The sequence below is a fragment of the Glaciibacter superstes DSM 21135 genome (assembly GCF_000421145.1).
Lineage (GTDB): Bacteria > Actinomycetota > Actinomycetes > Actinomycetales > Microbacteriaceae > Cryobacterium > Cryobacterium superstes.
In genome coordinates, this window is record NZ_ATWH01000010.1 from 154,871 (window position 1) to 169,206 (window position 14,336).

Below are 14,336 nucleotides of genomic sequence, written 5' to 3' on the forward strand. Positions count from 1 at the left end.
CCGCCTCCCGTTCGCATCCACCAGCCTACATACTTCTCAGTCCGTTACCGCACAATCAGTAAGTATCAGTCCCATTGAACTCGCGGGGCCGACCTCGCCGCGCGAAGAACCGAAAGGAACTCACCATGCCCACCATCGCCATCGTCGGAGCCGGATCCGGCCTCGGCCTGTCCATCGCCAAGGCCTTCGGGGACAACGGATTCTCCGTCGCGCTCGTCTCCCGCACCCAGGAGAAGCTCGACGCCTTCGCCGCAGAGTTGAACGAAGCCGGGATCGAGGCCGCCGGCTTCGCCGCCGACGTCATGGACCCGGCCTCGGTCGCCTCCGCCTTCGACCGGATCAAGGCCCGCTTCGGAGCCGTGGACGTCCTGGAGTACTCGCCCGCCCCGCACACCCCCGTCCCCGGACTGAGCAACCCGGGCCCGCTGGAGGCGAACAGGGCCACCATCCAGCCGCAGATCGACTACTACCTCTACGGCGGGATCGCGGCCACCGAGCAGGTGCTGCCCGCCATGATCGAGCGCGGCAGCGGCACCATCCTCTACACCACCGGCGGCACTTCCAAAGACCCGCTCGCCGGTCCCGTCGAGTTCACCACGACCACCATCGGCAGCGGCGCGCTGCGCAGCTACGCACTGAAGCTGCACCAGGCGACCGAGTCCACCGGCGTGTACGTCGCGCACGTCCCGATCTTCGCCTGGATCGGCAGCGGCGGACCCGAGACCCAGCCCGACACCATCGCTCAGCACTACTGGACCGCCCACACCACGCGCGACGGAGCCGAGCAGCCCTACGTCGCCCTGTGACAGGGTGCAGATGTCAAACCCGCTGACGTCGCGGGTTTGAACATCCAACATTCGGTGGGCCCCGCCGGGCTCGAACCGGCGACCCGCGGATTAAAAGTCCGATGCTCTACCAACTGAGCTAGAGGCCCTCGGTTAATAATCTACCGTGGAATGGGCAGAGGTTTTTGTCGGTAGCGTTGAGCCAGTACTCCAGCCGCTGAACCGCAGGGAGGTAACGATGGCTGACGAATTCCACAAGCCGACGAAGTTCTCCGGCGGCAAGTTCGAGTCGTTCCAGGGCGGAGAAGACCCCGCGCAGATCAGTCGCGTCGCGCACGAGACGGCACATGCGCTGCTCGCCAGGGTGCGCAACGATCCTGACCCCGACGTCGTAGAACGCCTCGTGGCATACACCGACGAGAACGGGATCGACGCGGTCGCCGAACTCTGGTCTCGTGCCACCCCGCGGAGCTTGCCCGGCGCACTCTGGCGCATCTACCTGGTGCGCCTGCTGATCCGTCAAGACCCACAGGGGATCTCCTACCTTTACCAGCGCGGCACCGAGGTGTCGACCACCATCGACCCTGTTGTGGCCGGGGCATCCGTGCCCACAGGACCAGAAGAGATCATCGTGCTCGCTGACGAGATCCTCCGCGGACTGTTCACGGGTGACTTCGCGGTCGCCCTCGACCGTGCTGCCGCCTTCTGCCGGGTCACCGCCACCGGCTGCACCTCCGTCGCAGACGACCTGGATGCCACGGAACCGGCTCGCTCGAGCGAACTCACGACACGGGCACTGCGCTTCTCGACGACCGCGCAGGAGTTCGTCTCCTGCGCCAGGCTCTGGCGACACGACTCGCTCGACTGACTGCGGCATCCGCCTGCGCTGTCACAACCTGCACTGTCGCAGTCTGCACCGTCGCAGGCAACGCGCGCGGGATGCATGGCTCAGCCAGGGGCGAACAGGCTGGCGTTCCGGCCGAGTCCGTTTAGACTGGTTCGTGGCCGGGCCGCAGTAACCCCGGGCTCCAATATTCGCCGCTCCGAGCGGCCTCGCGCCGAGAGGCGTTCTGCGGCCTGGCCATTACCCTGCCTGGTGAATCCCGCAGCGGCCGGCGTTGGCTTTAGGCTCAATGCATGCCACTGCCTTTCACCCTATTGATCGACCCGGTTCCTGCTGAATCCGCGCAGATCGATTTCGCCGACACGTTCCACGAGATCGAATCGGCTGCCCCTGCGCTCCGTGTCGCAGAGCTCAGCACCCAGCGCGGTGACGGGATCTTCGAGACACTCGCCGTCGTGGGAGGGCACCCACAGGAGCTGGAGCCGCACATCAGCAGGCTCGCCAACTCGGCCGAGATCTGCGAACTGCCGGTGCCGAACGCTGCCCAGTGGCGCGCAGCGATCGCCTACGCGGTGGCACGCGTCCCTCACGACGGCGAACTCGCCCTCAAGATCGTGCTGAGCAGGGGGGTCGAGCACGGCCCGGCACCCACCGCGTGGCTCCACGCCACCCGCGCACCAGACCATAAGGCGGTGCGCCAGAACGGCGTGCGTGTTGTGACCCTCGACCGCGGTTATCCGCGCGGTGTCGCCGAACGCGCTCCCTGGCTCCTGATGGGCGCGAAGACCCTCAGCTATGCAGTCAACATGGCGGCGCTGCGAGAGGCCAGGCGACGGGGCGCGGACGACACGATCTTTCTCACCACAGACGGCTTCGTGATGGAGGGGCCGACGTCCAGCGTCATCATCCGTGCCGGCGGAGTGTTCATCACCCCGGCGCCGAGCGGCGCCATCCTGCATGGCACCACCCAGCAGAGCGTCTTCGAGTTCCTGGAAGCCGAGGGAGAGCGCACCGAGTACCGTGATGTGACGGTGGACGAGCTGCGGCGAGCGGATGCCGCGTGGCTGGTCTCCAGCGTGCGGCTCGCAGTGTCGGTGACCGAACTCGACGGGCAGCCGTTCCCCACCGATCAACCTCTCACGAGGGCGCTGAACGCCCACCTGCTCGGCCGCGCCGCCTGACAAGCACGACGCGCTTCCTTGGCCGAAAGGAGAAGGCAGCGATTAGCCGAAGCGGCCGGAGACGTAGTCTTCCGTGGCCTGCACACTCGGGTTCGAGAACATGGTGGTGGTGTCGTCGTACTCGATGAGCTTGCCCGGCTTGCCGGTGCCCGCGATGTTGAAGAACGCGGTGCGATCGGAGACGCGCGAAGCCTGCTGCATGTTGTGCGTCACGATGACGATCGTGTAGTCCTTCTTCATCTCCTCGATGAGGTCTTCGATCGCCAGCGTCGAGATCGGGTCGAGGGCTGAGCACGGCTCGTCCATCAGAATGATGTCCGGCTGCACGGCGATCGCCCTGGCGATGCAGAGACGCTGCTGCTGGCCTCCTGAGAGGCCGGAACCCGGCCGGTCGAGGCGGTCGCGCACCTCGTTCCAGAGGTTCGCGCCCTTCAGCGACCCCTCCACGAGATCGTCTGCGTCGGAGCGCGAGATGCGCCGGTTGTTCAGCTTGACACCGGCGAGTACGTTCTCTCTGATCGACATCGTCGGGAACGGGTTCGGCCGCTGGAAGACCATTCCGATCTGCCGGCGCACGAGCACCGGGTCCACGCCTGGGGCGTAGAGGTTGTCGCCATCGATGAGCACTTCGCCATCGACATGCGCGCCAGGAATAACCTCGTGCATGCGGTTGAGGGTCCTGATGAATGTCGACTTGCCGCAGCCGGATGGGCCGATGAAGGCCGTGACGCTCCGCGGTTCGATGCTGAGGGTGACGCCCTCGACGGCCTTGAACTTGCCGTAGTAGACGTCAAGGTCGTTGACTTCGATTCGTTTAGACACGGGTTTCCTTATTTCTCAGCGATTCTCAGCACGTGTTTTGGGCGTCGTTTCTCGGCGCTCATGCTCATCGGCCCGCCTTGGGGGCGAAGATCCTGGCGACGACTCTGGCGAGCAGGTTGAGCAGCATCACGATCAGGATGAGGGTCAGCGCACCGGCCCACGCTCGGTCGAGGTAGGCCTGGGCATCTGTGCCCTGGCTGATATACGAGTTGTAGACGAAGACCGGGAGGCTCTGCATCCGCCCCTCGAACAGGTTGTAGTTGAGGTTGTTGGTGAAGCCCGCGGCGACCAGCAGCGGGGCCGTCTCACCGATCACTCGAGCGATGGCCAGCATGACACCGGTCGTGATACCGGCGATCGACGTCGGCAGCACCACCTTCAGGATGGTCAGCCACTTCGGCACGCCGAGGGCGAATGCCGCCTCACGCAACTCGTTCGGCACGAGCTTCAGCATGTCTTCAGACGAGCGGACGACCACGGGGATCATCAGCACCGCCAGCGAGATCGCGCCGGCGATGCCGAGACGAACGCCTGGCCCGAAGATCAGGGCGAAGACCGCGTAGGCGAACAGACCGGCGACGATCGAGGGGATGCCGGTCATCACGTCGACGAAGAAGGTGATGGCCCTCGACAGCGGGCCGCGACCGTATTCGACGAGGTAGATCGAGGTGAGCAACCCGATCGGCACAGAGATCACCGCAGCGGTCAGCGTCATCAGAACGGTGCCGATGATGGCATGGATGCCTCCACCGCCCTCGCCGACGATGTTGCGCATCGAGAACGTGAAGAACTCAAGGTCGAACCGGCCGGTGCCGTTGGTGACAACCGTGAACAACAACGAGATCAGCGGAAGGAGGGCAAGGGCGAATGCCGCACTCACCAGAGCGGTCACCAGGCGGTCCTTGGCCCGCCGGCCGCCCTCGACCAGCAGGGAGATCACATAGATGGCCACACCGTAGATGATCATGCCGACCAAAATGGTGCCGACGATGTTGAAGTCCTTGGCGCCGTCGCTGGCCTGCAGCAGCCCGAAGACGACGGCGGCGAGCACGAGGGACGCGGCGAGGACGATCCACGGCACCGGTCGACCGAGGCGCCCCGACGAATAGGCGTTGGCGACGGGGGCCGCCGTGAGGGTCTGACTCATCAGTTCGCTCCCGAGAATTCTTTACGACGGGCGATGATCCAACGCGCGATCGAGTTCACGACGAGGGTGATCGCGAAGAGCAGCAGCCCGGTGGCGATGAGGACGTTGACGTTCGTGCCGAACGCCTCAGGGAAGCTCAATGCGATGTTTGCAGCGATGGTGCCGGGGTTCGACGAGGTGAGGAGGGCAAAATTGATGCCCCCGGATGCCGAGAGCACCATGGCGACAGCCATGGTCTCCCCGAGGGCGCGGCCGAGTCCGAGCATCGAAGCCGAGACGATACCCGGGCGGCCGAACGGGAGTACCGCGGTGCGGATCATCTCCCACTTGGTTGCACCGAGTGCGAGCGCTGCCTCTTCATGAAGCACCGGTGTCTGCAGGAAGACCTCGCGGCTGAGGGCGGTGATGATCGGCAGCACCATGACGGCGAGAACGATCGAGGCGGTGAGGATCGTGCGGCCCGTTCCGGATGCCGGCGGTGCGAACAACGGGAACCAGCCCATCGTTTCGGTAAGCCAGGAGTAGAACGGCTGCACCGCTGGTGCGAGCACGTTTGCGCCCCAGAGCCCGAAGACCACGGACGGGACGGCAGCGAGCAGGTCGATGACGTAACCGAGACCCTGCGCGAGGCGCCTCGGTGCGTAGTGCGAGATGAAGAGGGCGATGCCGATCGAGACCGGGATGGCCATCAGGAGGGCGAGTGCGGCAGACCAGAGGGTGCCGAAGACCAGTGGCGCAACGTACGACCAGAACGTCTCGCCGGCGAGGATGGGGATCTCGCCCGGATCGGTGGTCACGGCTGGGATGCTCTGGATGACCAGGAACGCGGCGACCGCCGCGAGCATCGCGAGGATCAGGGTGCCGGCGGTGAGGGTGCTTCCGGCGAAGATTCGGTCGCCTGGCCGCTGCTTCGCTTTTACGCGGGGCTCCCGAACGGATGAGGCCGTTGATGGTGTCATCTGGCTGGTGTCCCCTGAACGGTTGGGTGTCGGGTTGGGATGCGGTGCGGGGCCGGAATGAGGGTCACGACCCCAGTTTGCCCGGTGCCGCACACCCGCACAATGTGCGGGGCGGCGCCGGGCAAATGGGTTGGTGCTACTTGATCGACTCGACGGCCGCCGATGCCTTGTCGAACAGGTCGGAGGAAATCGGCGCGGTGCCGGCTGCCTCGGCGGAGATGGCCTGGCCGTCTTCGCTGATGATCGAGCTGAAGTAAGCCTTGACCAGCGCGCCGGCCTCGGTGTCCTGGTACTCGCTGCAACCGATCAGGTAGCTGACCAGGACGATCGGGTAGACGCCGGCTTCGCTCGAGGTGCGGTCGAGCTCGATGGCCAGGTCACCGTCTGTACGGCCTTCGGCGAACGGCGAGGCGTCGACGATGGCTGCTGCGGCTTCTGCCGAGTACTCGACGTACTCGTCGCCGACCTTGATCGACACAGTGCCGAGGTCGCCGGCGCGGGATGCGTCTGCGTAACCGATGGTGCCGGTTCCGCCGGTCACGGTGTCGACAACACCGGAGGTGCCCTGTGCGGCTTCTCCGCCTTCGAGCGGCCAGACGCCGTCTGCCTCGTCGACCCAAGCCTCAGGAGCGGCTGCGTGCAGGTAGTCGGTGAAGTTCTCCGTGGTGCCGGAGTCGTCAGCGCGGTGCACCGGGGTGATCGGCGTGGCCGGCAGTGTGGCATCCGGGTTCGCCGACGCGATCGCCGGGTCGTTCCAGGTGGTGATCTTTCCGCTGAAGATGCCGGCGACGGTGGCCGCGTCGAGGTTCAGGGAATCGACGCCCTCAAGGTTGAAGATGATCGCGATCGGGGAGATGTACGCCGGGATCTCGATGATTCCGGTGTCGGCGACGCAGGAAGCGAAGTCGCCGGCGATCTCCTCATCCTTGAAGGCACGGTCGGAACCGGCGAAGTTGCTGCCGCCGGCAATGAATGTGTCGCGGCCCGCGCCGGAACCGGCGGGGTCGTACTCGATGGTCACATCGGGGTTCGCGGTCTGGAAGCTGGCGACCCAGGCCTCCTGTGCCGCCTGCTGCGACGATGCGCCGCCGCCGACCAGAGTGCCGGACAGGCCGGTAGCGGCCTCGTCTGTTGCACCGCCGCCGGCTTCGTTTGCTGCACAGCCGGTCAGGGCGAGCGCTGCCGCGGCCACAAGGGCGACGGGAGCGCCAAAACGCTTGAAGTTCACAAGAATCCCTTCGAGGGGTTGATGACAGGACAAAGGTCGGCCACGTGGTTTGCCTCGGTGCCCGACCTGCGTGCGACGCTACGCCGGGCGGTTAACGACATTCCCCCAGTTCGGTGAACGGGAGGTGAACGGCTCTCGACAAAGTCGCGACCCCGGCAATCCGAGCGTCAGACGCGTGGGGTGTGGGTCTCGATGGCGATGATGCCGGAGCTCGGGTTGGTGGCAGAGAGATGCACGACGGAGAACCCGCCGGTCTCGAGGTCTGCGGCGTGGGAAACATAGGAGCCGAGGGTGGTCCCTGTGGCCAGTGCGATCTCCCGGAGGATCACGGGAAGCACAGGTCCGTGACTGCAGAGCACGGCAGTCTTCCTGGCTTTCACTCGCTTGCCCACAATGGCACGCACATCCGCGGTGTCGCTCTCGTAGGCGTCCTGGCTGATGGCGTCTGTGCGCTTGACCTCGACGCCGGTGATGGCGGCCAACGGTGCGACGGTCGTGACGCAGCGGGTGGCCGTGCTGGTGACGATGCGCCGCGGATGCCACGCCGCGATCGTGTCTGCGGAGCTCGCGGCCTGCTTGACGCCGCGTTCGGTGAGCGGACGGGTGTGGTCCGGTCCGTCCCAGCTGCTCGGAGGCTTCGCCTTGCCGTGGCGGAATGCGATGAGGGCGAACGTGCTGGTCACTCCGTTGTCAACCAGCCCAGAGAACGCGTCGATGATCTCGACATCCGCCGGGTAACTGAGATAGCTGCGCGCCCTCTTGATGGTGACCCATTCGAGTGCGGCGACCTCCCTGTTGGGGAGAAACGTCGAGCGCTGTATGGCCTCAGGCGAGATCTCGGCAGCCCAGTAGTGCACGATTTTGTTCCTGCCGTTCGTCAGCGGGTACTTCGAAACCCCGAGTGGAACGCCCAGCGCAACGGCCAGCCCGGTCTCTTCCCGGATCTCGCGCACGGCGGTACGGGGGAGGGTTTCTCCCGGGTCCACCTTGCCTTTGGGGATGGTGACGTCACCGTGCACGGTGCGGTGGATGACCAGCACGTGCATCTTGCCCTCGATGAGGCGCCAGCACACGGCGCCGGCCGCGTAGACCGCCGTGTCTGTCATCGGCGGCTCGCCGTACGCTTGCGGGTTCCGATCTGTTGCATGAGCCTATTCTGCAGGTCATCGAGCAGTTGGCCAGAATCATTCTGCGAGTGGCGGGTCCAGGTTCCGTCTCCGTCGAGCCACCATGACGAGGTGCGCTCGTCCATTGCGCGGTCGAAGAGGGTGTCGATCTCGACCAGGTGTTCCGGCGCGACCAGTCTCACCAGCGCTTCCACGCGGCGATCGAGGTTGCGGTGCATCATGTCTGCGCTGCCGATGAACACCTGCTGGTCTCCGTCGTTCGCGAACGAGAAGATGCGGGAGTGTTCGAGGTAACGACCGAGAATCGACCGCACCCTGATGTTCTCGCTGAGACCAGGCACCCCTGGCCGCAGGCTGCAGATGCCGCGCACCCAGATGTCGATGGGAACACCGGCCTGGCTGGCGCGATAGAGCGCGTCGATGATGGTCTCGTCGACCATCGAGTTGACCTTGATCCGGATGCCGGCCGGTTTGCCGGCCAGGGCGTTGACCGCTTCATCGGAGATGCGCTTGAGCAGACCCTTGCGCAGGTGCAGGGGAGCCACCAGCAGTCGCTTGAACTTCTTCTCGATGGCATAGCCGGAGAGTTCGTTGAACAGGCGGGTGAGGTCTTTGCCGACCTGGTCATCCGCTGTCAACAGGCCGAGGTCTTCGTAGATGCGGCTGGTCTTGGGGTTGTAGTTGCCCGTGCCGATGTGGCTGTAGTGGCGCAGCACGCCCTTCTCGTTACGCACGACGAGGGCGAGCTTGCAATGGGTCTTCAGTCCGACCAGTCCGTAGACGACGTGCACGCCGGCTTTCTCCAGCTTTCGCGCCCAGGAGATGTTGGCCTGCTCGTCGAAGCGCGCCTTGATCTCGACCAGGGCAAGCACCTGCTTGCCCGATTCGGCGGCGTCGATGAGCGCCTCGACGATCGGGCTGTCACCCGAGGTTCGGTACAGCGTCTGCTTGATGGCGAGCACGTGCGGGTCGGCAGCCGCCTGCTCGAGGAACGCCTGCACGCTGGTGGTGAACGACTCATACGGATGGTGCAGCAGGATGTCTGTACGCGAGATGGCCTTGAAGATGTCAGGCGTGGAGTTCGGCTCCGGCGGCAGTAGCTGCACCGCCGTGGTCGGAACGTGCTTCGGGTAGTGCAGGTCTGGCCGGTCGATGCGGGAGATGTCGAACAGCCCGCCGAGGTCGAGGGGGCTGGGCAGGCGGTACACCTCCTGCTCGGTGACGTCGAGTTCGCGCACCAGCAGGTCGAGAGTGACGTCGTCCATGTCCTCGGTGATCTCGAGGCGGATGGGAGGGCCGAATCGGCGGCGGAGCAGCTCTTTCTCGAGAGCCTTGATCAGGTTCTCTGTCTCGTCTTCCTCGATCTCGACGTCTTCGTTGCGCGTGACCCGAAACACGTGATGTTCGAGGATCTCCATGCCGGGAAAAAGATCACCGAGGTGGTTGGCGATCAGGTCTTCGAGAGTGATGAAGCGGATGCTCTCGACACTCTCGCTGCGATCGACGGGAACAACCCGCGGCAGCATCTGCGGAACCTTCAGGCGAGCGAACTCCTGCTTGCCGGTCTTCGAGTTGCGAACGCGCACTGCCAGGTTCAGCGACAGTCCCGAGATGTAGGGGAACGGATGTGCCGGGTCGACAGCGAGGGGCATCAACACCGGGAAGATCTGCTTGGCGAAGTAGTCGCGAAGGGACTCACGTTCTTCGGCGTTCAGGGTGTCCCAGTCGACGATGTCGATACCGGCGTCGGCGAGGGCTGGCCGTACCAGATCCTGGAATGCCCGCGCGTGGCGTTCCTGCAGCACGTGGGCGGCCTGCGAGATGTCGGAAAGCACCTCGGCAGGGGCGCGACCGACATTGGTCGGTACGGCCAGGCCGGTGAGGATGCGTCGCTTCAGCCCGGCGACCCTCACCATGAAGAATTCGTCGAGGTTGCTCGCGAAGATGGCGAGGAAGTTGGCCCGCTCGAGCACCGGCACCGCCGGGTCTTCCGCGAGTTCGAGTACACGCTGGTTGAACGCCAGCCAGCTCAGTTCGCGGTCGAGGTAGCGCTCGCCGGGGAGCGCGGGGTCGTCAACACCGAACAGTGGGTCGAAGTCGTCATCGAAGTCGCTGCCGAGTTCTATGCCTGCCTGGAGTGTTTCGCCGTCCATCCGACCATCTTGACACCTGTGTCGCCGCCGTGCGCCGGTTCTGGGTTAACGGCGGGTTAATGCGGCGGCCGGCGGTACTGCACATCAACGGTGTGGTCGGTGAAGCCCAGCGAGCGGTACAGGTGCACGGCCGAGGCATTGTCGGCTTCGACATAGAGCGTCGCGGTGGTGACGCCACGGTCACGCAGGCGGGCAAGGCCGGCGTTCATCAGCACGCGACCAAGGCCGCGCCCTGCGGCATCCGGGTGGATGCCGATCACGTAGATCTCGCCCGCGATTGTGGCGTCCGGGATGCCTGGCGCGCCCGGCTCGATCTTCAGCCAGTTGTAACCGACCAGACGACCGGATGCATCGCGCGCGAGCAGAAAATCGCCGGCGTCGAACCACGGCTCGGCCTGCCGGTCGCCCAGGTCGCCTGCGGTGATCGACCCCTGTTCAGGGTGGTGGGCGAAGACGAGCGCGTTCAGTGCCACCCATTCGGCGTCGTCCGCGCCCGGGCGGAAGGTGCTGATGCTGAAGGAGTCGGCACCTGCCCCTGGCCGCGCGGCGATATCGCCGACGGGCGGTATCGGGCCGAGGCGCAGCTGCAGGAGGGTGCGCACCGCCTCGAAGCCGAACCGGCTGGCAAGGGCGCGGGCTCCTGGGTGGTCGCCGTGCGACCAGGCGGTGAGCTCGGAGTGTCCGGTGTGCTCGGCCGCGAGCAGCCCGACCAGGGCCTCGCCGGCATAACCCTGCCTCCGAGAGCGGGGCTCGATCACCAGGTCGAGTTCGCCGCCCCCCAGGATCGCTGCGCCGACAACCCCGCCGTCCACCTCGATCAGCACGGCGCTTCGGCGGCCGGCATTCAGGTCGAGTATCGCCTGTTCGTTGAAGGGCTGGTAACCGTCGTGAGCATGTGACGTGCCGCGAACGACCTGGAACCTGGTCGCCGCGCCGGCATCCGTTCGGTCAGCTTTCGAGAGGGTGAGCGACACGTTCGCCATCCTCCTCGAACATATTGAACCGGTAGCCCACGTTGCGCACCGTGCCGATGAGTGACTCCTGGTCGCCAAGCTTTGCCCTCAGGCGTCGCACGTGAACGTCGACGGTGCGGGTGCCTCCGAAGTAGTCGTAGCCCCAGACCTCGCTGAGCAGCTGTTCGCGGGTGAAGACGCGCGACGGGTGTGCAGCGAGGAAGCGGAGGAGTTCGAACTCCTTGTAGGTCAGGTCGAGCGGTGTGCCGTGCACCTTCGCCGAATAGTTGCCCTCGTCGATGACGACGCCCGCCGCGCGAATCGTCGGTGACGGTTCATCGCGCGGCAGCCGGCCGACGGCGAGACGGATGCGTGCGTCGACTTCGGCCGGGCCCGCGGTCTCGAGGATGACGTCGTCGACACCCCAGTCCGCACTGACCGCGGCGAGCCCGCCCTCGGTGATCACTAGGAGCAGTGGAACCGAGATGCCGGTGGTGCGCAGAATTTGGCAGAGGGATCTGGACGCCGCGAGGTTGGCGCGCGCGTCGACCAGGATCAGGTCGGAGTCGGGCGCTGCGATGAGCTGCTCCGGTTGGGCGGGAATGAACCGCGCGCTGTGCGAAAGCAGCGTCAGGGCGGGGAGAACGTCATTGTCGACTGCCGAGGTAAGGATCAACAACTGCGCCACGCGCATCCTCCAAATATCGTGCCGCTTATCTTAGCCTGAGCCGTGAATGCCATTGTCAGGGCACAATGGGGGAGTGACCTGGGAGTGGAGAAGCATCGCCGTCGTGTGGGTGCTCGCCGTCGCCTGCGCCGTGATCATCGGATTGCTCTCCGCTCGCGGCCAGGAGATCGCCTGGATCGGGCTCACCCTCGCGGCCTGCACCATCGCAACCCTCGGCATCCAGATCGGCACCGGCCGCAAAGAAGGCTATGTGAGCCGGATGACCACCAGCATCGTCGGGACCGTCATTGTGCTGGCGATCGCCACCGGGGTCTTCGCCCTGATCGGGCTGATGTGAGCTGGCCGATGTGATCTGGCCAATGTGATCTGGCCGACCTCTGCAGACGTGCCCGCGTGGGCGAACTGCCGCGACCTGCCCCGACGGCTCGGGCGATAGAATGGTAGCCATGTCGCCGCTTGCTCTCGAACTCTTCTTTCTCGGTCTGCTCGCCCTGGCGAGCCTGTCGATCGCGTGGGTGTCTGTTGTGGTCCTGTACAAGCTGTTCAGGGGGCAGCGGTAGTCACCCATGATCGACCTGCCGGTTGGCCTCCCGTCTGAACTCGTTCCACTCTCCTGGTTGATCGGGGTTTGGGAAGGCACCGGCGTGCTCGACTACACCGTCGGCGATGAATCGGTCTCCCGCCAATTCGGGCAGCGGCTGAGCTTCAGCCACGACGGGCTCCCGCACCTGGCCTACAGTGCGTACACCTGGCTGGAACCGGCAGCCGCGAGCGCCACAGATGCAGACACAGCAGGCGAACGGATGCCGCTGGTCACCGAAACCGGCTACTGGCGGCTCAGTCGCAAGCAGGGCGACGGCGACCCTGGCCCCGGCATGCTGCCTGGCATCGGAGATCATCCGTTCACCAGTGCAGAAGCCGTGGAGACCTTGCGCAACGGTGACGGTGGTTTCGACATCGAGGTGTCGCTGGTGCATCCGAGTGGAGTGGCCGAGCTGTATCTCGGGCAGGTGAAGGGTCCGCGCATCGACCTGGCAACGGATGCCGTCATGCGCACCGAGGGCGCGAAGCCGTATACGGCGGCCACCAGGCTCTACGGACTCGTCGACAACCATCTGCTGTGGGCGTGGGACATCGCCGCCCTCGGCCAGGACCTGCGCACCCATGCGTCGGGCCGACTCGCGAAAGTTGAATAGGAATATGACTGACGAAGCAACGCCTGGCACGCCAACGACTGGCACTGGCGCTCCAGGAGAGGCGGTCTTCTTCGAGCGTTCACCGCTGCTCGGCGTCGATCAGGCGGTCGAGGCGGAAGGAGCTGACGCCGGCGTGGCTGCTCATTACGGCAATCCCATGATGGAGCAGCGACGATTGCTGGCAGGCGTTGCCATCGTCGACCTCTCTCACCACGGTGTGCTCGGTGTTTCAGGACCAGACAGGCTCAGCTGGCTGAACTCGCTCGCCAGCCAGGCGCTCCTGGGCCTGGAGCCGGGTGAGTCGACCGAGATGCTGTTGCTCGACCAGGCGGGGCACCTCGAATACGCCATGCGCGTGATCGACGACGGCACAGAGACGTGGCTGCTCGTGGAGTCCGCGGAACTGCCCGGCCTGCACGCGTGGCTCGACAAGATGCGCTTCATGCTGCGGGTGCAGGTCGTTGACCACACCGCGAGTTATGCGACCGTCGGCTCGTTCGTTCCCGAGACGCCGGCCGGGCACGAGACGCAGTCGGTGCCTGGCCTGGAGCCCGCCGCGCCGAATGGTGTGCCGCTGGTCTGGCGTGACCCGTGGTCGGGCGTCACCCGCGGCGGGTTCCAGTATGCGGAGACCACTGAACACCCAGGCGCGTCGTGGAACTGGAGCGAGACGCTCGTGGCCCGTTCCGCTCTTGAGTCGCTCGGGGCATCCGTTGTCGCCGGAACGGTCGGCGCAGCCGGTCTGCTCGCCTACGAAGCCCTCCGCATCGCCGCCTGGCGACCACGGGCAGCGGCCGAGGTCGATGCGAAGAGCATTCCACACGAGCTCGACTGGTTGCGCACGGCCGTGCATCTCGACAAGGGCTGCTACCGCGGGCAGGAGACAGTGGCGAAGGTGCACAACCTCGGGCACCCACCGCGCCGGCTGGTGCTCCTGCATCTCGACGGCTCCGAATCGGTGTTGCCGGTGCACGGCGACGAGGTGCAGGGCGACCGCGTGCTGCCGGGCGCGGAGCCGGAGCGCCGCACCGTCGGCACCATCACCTCGAGCGGCATCCACCACGAGCTCGGGCCGATCGCGCTCGCCGTGATCAAACGCACGATACCGGCCGACGTCACGCTGCACGTGCGGTCACAGGGGATCGACATCCCGGCGAGCCAGGAAGTGATCGTTCCGCAGTCCGCTGGAGCGGTCGCCGACATCCCCCGCCTGCCCCGCCTCGGCGTGCGCATTCCGCGCGGCTGACGCCAGG

14 protein-coding genes and 1 tRNA gene are annotated in these 14,336 nt (G+C 65.7%); 6 read left to right on the forward strand and 9 right to left on the reverse strand.

Going from position 1 to position 14,336, the window contains the following annotated elements; genetic code table 11:
- The first annotated feature begins 125 nt into the window (after window positions 1-125).
- Entirely contained in the window at window positions 126-806 is a 681-nt protein-coding gene (locus tag K323_RS0114825) for an SDR family NAD(P)-dependent oxidoreductase (protein ID WP_022886061.1), read from the forward strand.
- A 55-nt stretch (window positions 807-861) separates the two neighbouring features.
- Here the strand turns inward: K323_RS0114825 and K323_RS0114830 are convergent.
- Window positions 862-934 (reverse strand) — tRNA-Lys (locus K323_RS0114830).
- A gap of 89 nt (window positions 935-1,023) precedes the next feature.
- On the opposite strand from K323_RS0114830, the gene K323_RS0114835 reads away from it, so the two are divergent.
- A complete protein-coding gene (locus K323_RS0114835; RefSeq protein ID WP_022886062.1) occupies window positions 1,024-1,653 on the forward strand; it encodes a hypothetical protein in 630 nt (209 codons plus the stop codon).
- A gap of 269 nt (window positions 1,654-1,922) precedes the next feature.
- Window positions 1,923-2,810, forward strand: a complete 888-nt coding sequence (locus K323_RS0114840; RefSeq protein WP_022886063.1) for an aminodeoxychorismate lyase — start codon at window positions 1,923-1,925, stop codon at window positions 2,808-2,810.
- 42 nt (window positions 2,811-2,852) lie between these two features.
- On the opposite strand, the gene pstB is transcribed toward K323_RS0114840, so the two are convergent.
- From pstB to K323_RS0114880, 8 genes are all read right to left on the reverse strand, one after another.
- Window positions 2,853-3,632, reverse strand: coding sequence for a phosphate ABC transporter ATP-binding protein PstB (gene pstB / locus K323_RS0114845; protein ID WP_022886064.1), 780 nt, complete (start codon window positions 3,630-3,632; stop codon window positions 2,853-2,855).
- A 64-nt stretch (window positions 3,633-3,696) separates the two neighbouring features.
- Window positions 3,697-4,779 (reverse strand): phosphate ABC transporter permease PstA, encoded by a 1,083-nt coding sequence (gene pstA / locus K323_RS0114850; protein ID WP_022886065.1) that lies wholly within the window; start codon window positions 4,777-4,779, stop codon window positions 3,697-3,699.
- Window positions 4,779-5,738: a phosphate ABC transporter permease subunit PstC gene (pstC, locus tag K323_RS0114855; RefSeq protein WP_022886066.1), complete on the reverse strand. Its 960-nt coding sequence runs from the start codon at window positions 5,736-5,738 to the stop codon at window positions 4,779-4,781. Before pstC ends, pstA begins: the two co-directional genes overlap by 1 nt.
- A 136-nt stretch (window positions 5,739-5,874) precedes the next feature.
- Window positions 5,875-6,966, reverse strand: coding sequence for a phosphate ABC transporter substrate-binding protein PstS (locus K323_RS0114860; RefSeq protein WP_022886067.1), 1,092 nt, complete (start codon window positions 6,964-6,966; stop codon window positions 5,875-5,877).
- Between the two features lie 167 nt (window positions 6,967-7,133).
- Window positions 7,134-8,072: an NUDIX hydrolase gene (locus K323_RS0114865; protein ID WP_022886068.1), complete on the reverse strand. Its 939-nt coding sequence runs from the start codon at window positions 8,070-8,072 to the stop codon at window positions 7,134-7,136.
- The gene (locus K323_RS0114870; protein ID WP_022886069.1) at window positions 8,069-10,246 is read right to left on the reverse strand and encodes an RNA degradosome polyphosphate kinase; all 2,178 of its coding nucleotides are present in this window, start codon (window positions 10,244-10,246) and stop codon (window positions 8,069-8,071) included. The genes K323_RS0114865 and K323_RS0114870 overlap by 4 nt, the downstream gene beginning before the upstream one ends.
- A 56-nt stretch (window positions 10,247-10,302) precedes the next feature.
- Complete coding sequence (gene mshD, locus K323_RS26375) at window positions 10,303-11,220, reverse strand: mycothiol synthase (protein ID WP_245570997.1); 918 nt, start codon at window positions 11,218-11,220, stop codon at window positions 10,303-10,305.
- Window positions 11,195-11,887, reverse strand: a complete 693-nt coding sequence (locus tag K323_RS0114880; protein WP_026851693.1) for a winged helix-turn-helix transcriptional regulator — start codon at window positions 11,885-11,887, stop codon at window positions 11,195-11,197. Before K323_RS0114880 ends, mshD begins: the two co-directional genes overlap by 26 nt.
- A 73-nt stretch (window positions 11,888-11,960) precedes the next feature.
- On the opposite strand from K323_RS0114880, the gene K323_RS0114885 reads away from it, so the two are divergent.
- From K323_RS0114885 to ygfZ, 3 genes are all read left to right on the forward strand, one after another.
- Window positions 11,961-12,224, forward strand: a complete 264-nt coding sequence (locus K323_RS0114885) for a hypothetical protein (protein WP_022886072.1) — start codon at window positions 11,961-11,963, stop codon at window positions 12,222-12,224.
- A 229-nt stretch (window positions 12,225-12,453) separates the two neighbouring features.
- Window positions 12,454-13,083, forward strand: a complete 630-nt coding sequence (locus K323_RS0114895) for a heme-binding beta-barrel domain-containing protein (RefSeq protein ID WP_022886074.1) — start codon at window positions 12,454-12,456, stop codon at window positions 13,081-13,083.
- Between the two features lie 4 nt (window positions 13,084-13,087).
- The gene (gene ygfZ / locus K323_RS26380; RefSeq protein WP_022886075.1) at window positions 13,088-14,329 is read left to right on the forward strand and encodes a CAF17-like 4Fe-4S cluster assembly/insertion protein YgfZ; all 1,242 of its coding nucleotides are present in this window, start codon (window positions 13,088-13,090) and stop codon (window positions 14,327-14,329) included.
- Window positions 14,330-14,336: the final 7 nt, after the last annotated feature.

Bases quoted from the DNA above. Each gene is read 5' to 3' on its own strand.
- K323_RS0114840 (WP_022886063.1), top strand. From the start codon at position 1,923: ATGCCACTGCCTTTCACCCTATTGATCGACCCGGTTCCTGCTGAATCC.
- K323_RS0114835 (WP_022886062.1), top strand. From the start codon at position 1,024: ATGGCTGACGAATTCCACAAGCCGACGAAGTTCTCCGGCGGCAAGTTC.
- K323_RS0114865 (WP_022886068.1), bottom strand. From the start codon at position 8,072: ATGACAGACACGGCGGTCTACGCGGCCGGCGCCGTGTGCTGGCGCCTC.
- ygfZ (WP_022886075.1), top strand. From the start codon at position 13,088: ATGACTGACGAAGCAACGCCTGGCACGCCAACGACTGGCACTGGCGCT.
- K323_RS0114870 (WP_022886069.1), bottom strand. From the start codon at position 10,246: ATGGACGGCGAAACACTCCAGGCAGGCATAGAACTCGGCAGCGACTTC.
- K323_RS0114895 (WP_022886074.1), top strand. From the start codon at position 12,454: ATGATCGACCTGCCGGTTGGCCTCCCGTCTGAACTCGTTCCACTCTCC.
- K323_RS0114825 (WP_022886061.1), top strand. From the start codon at position 126: ATGCCCACCATCGCCATCGTCGGAGCCGGATCCGGCCTCGGCCTGTCC.
- pstC (WP_022886066.1), bottom strand. From the start codon at position 5,738: ATGACACCATCAACGGCCTCATCCGTTCGGGAGCCCCGCGTAAAAGCG.
- pstA (WP_022886065.1), bottom strand. From the start codon at position 4,779: ATGAGTCAGACCCTCACGGCGGCCCCCGTCGCCAACGCCTATTCGTCG.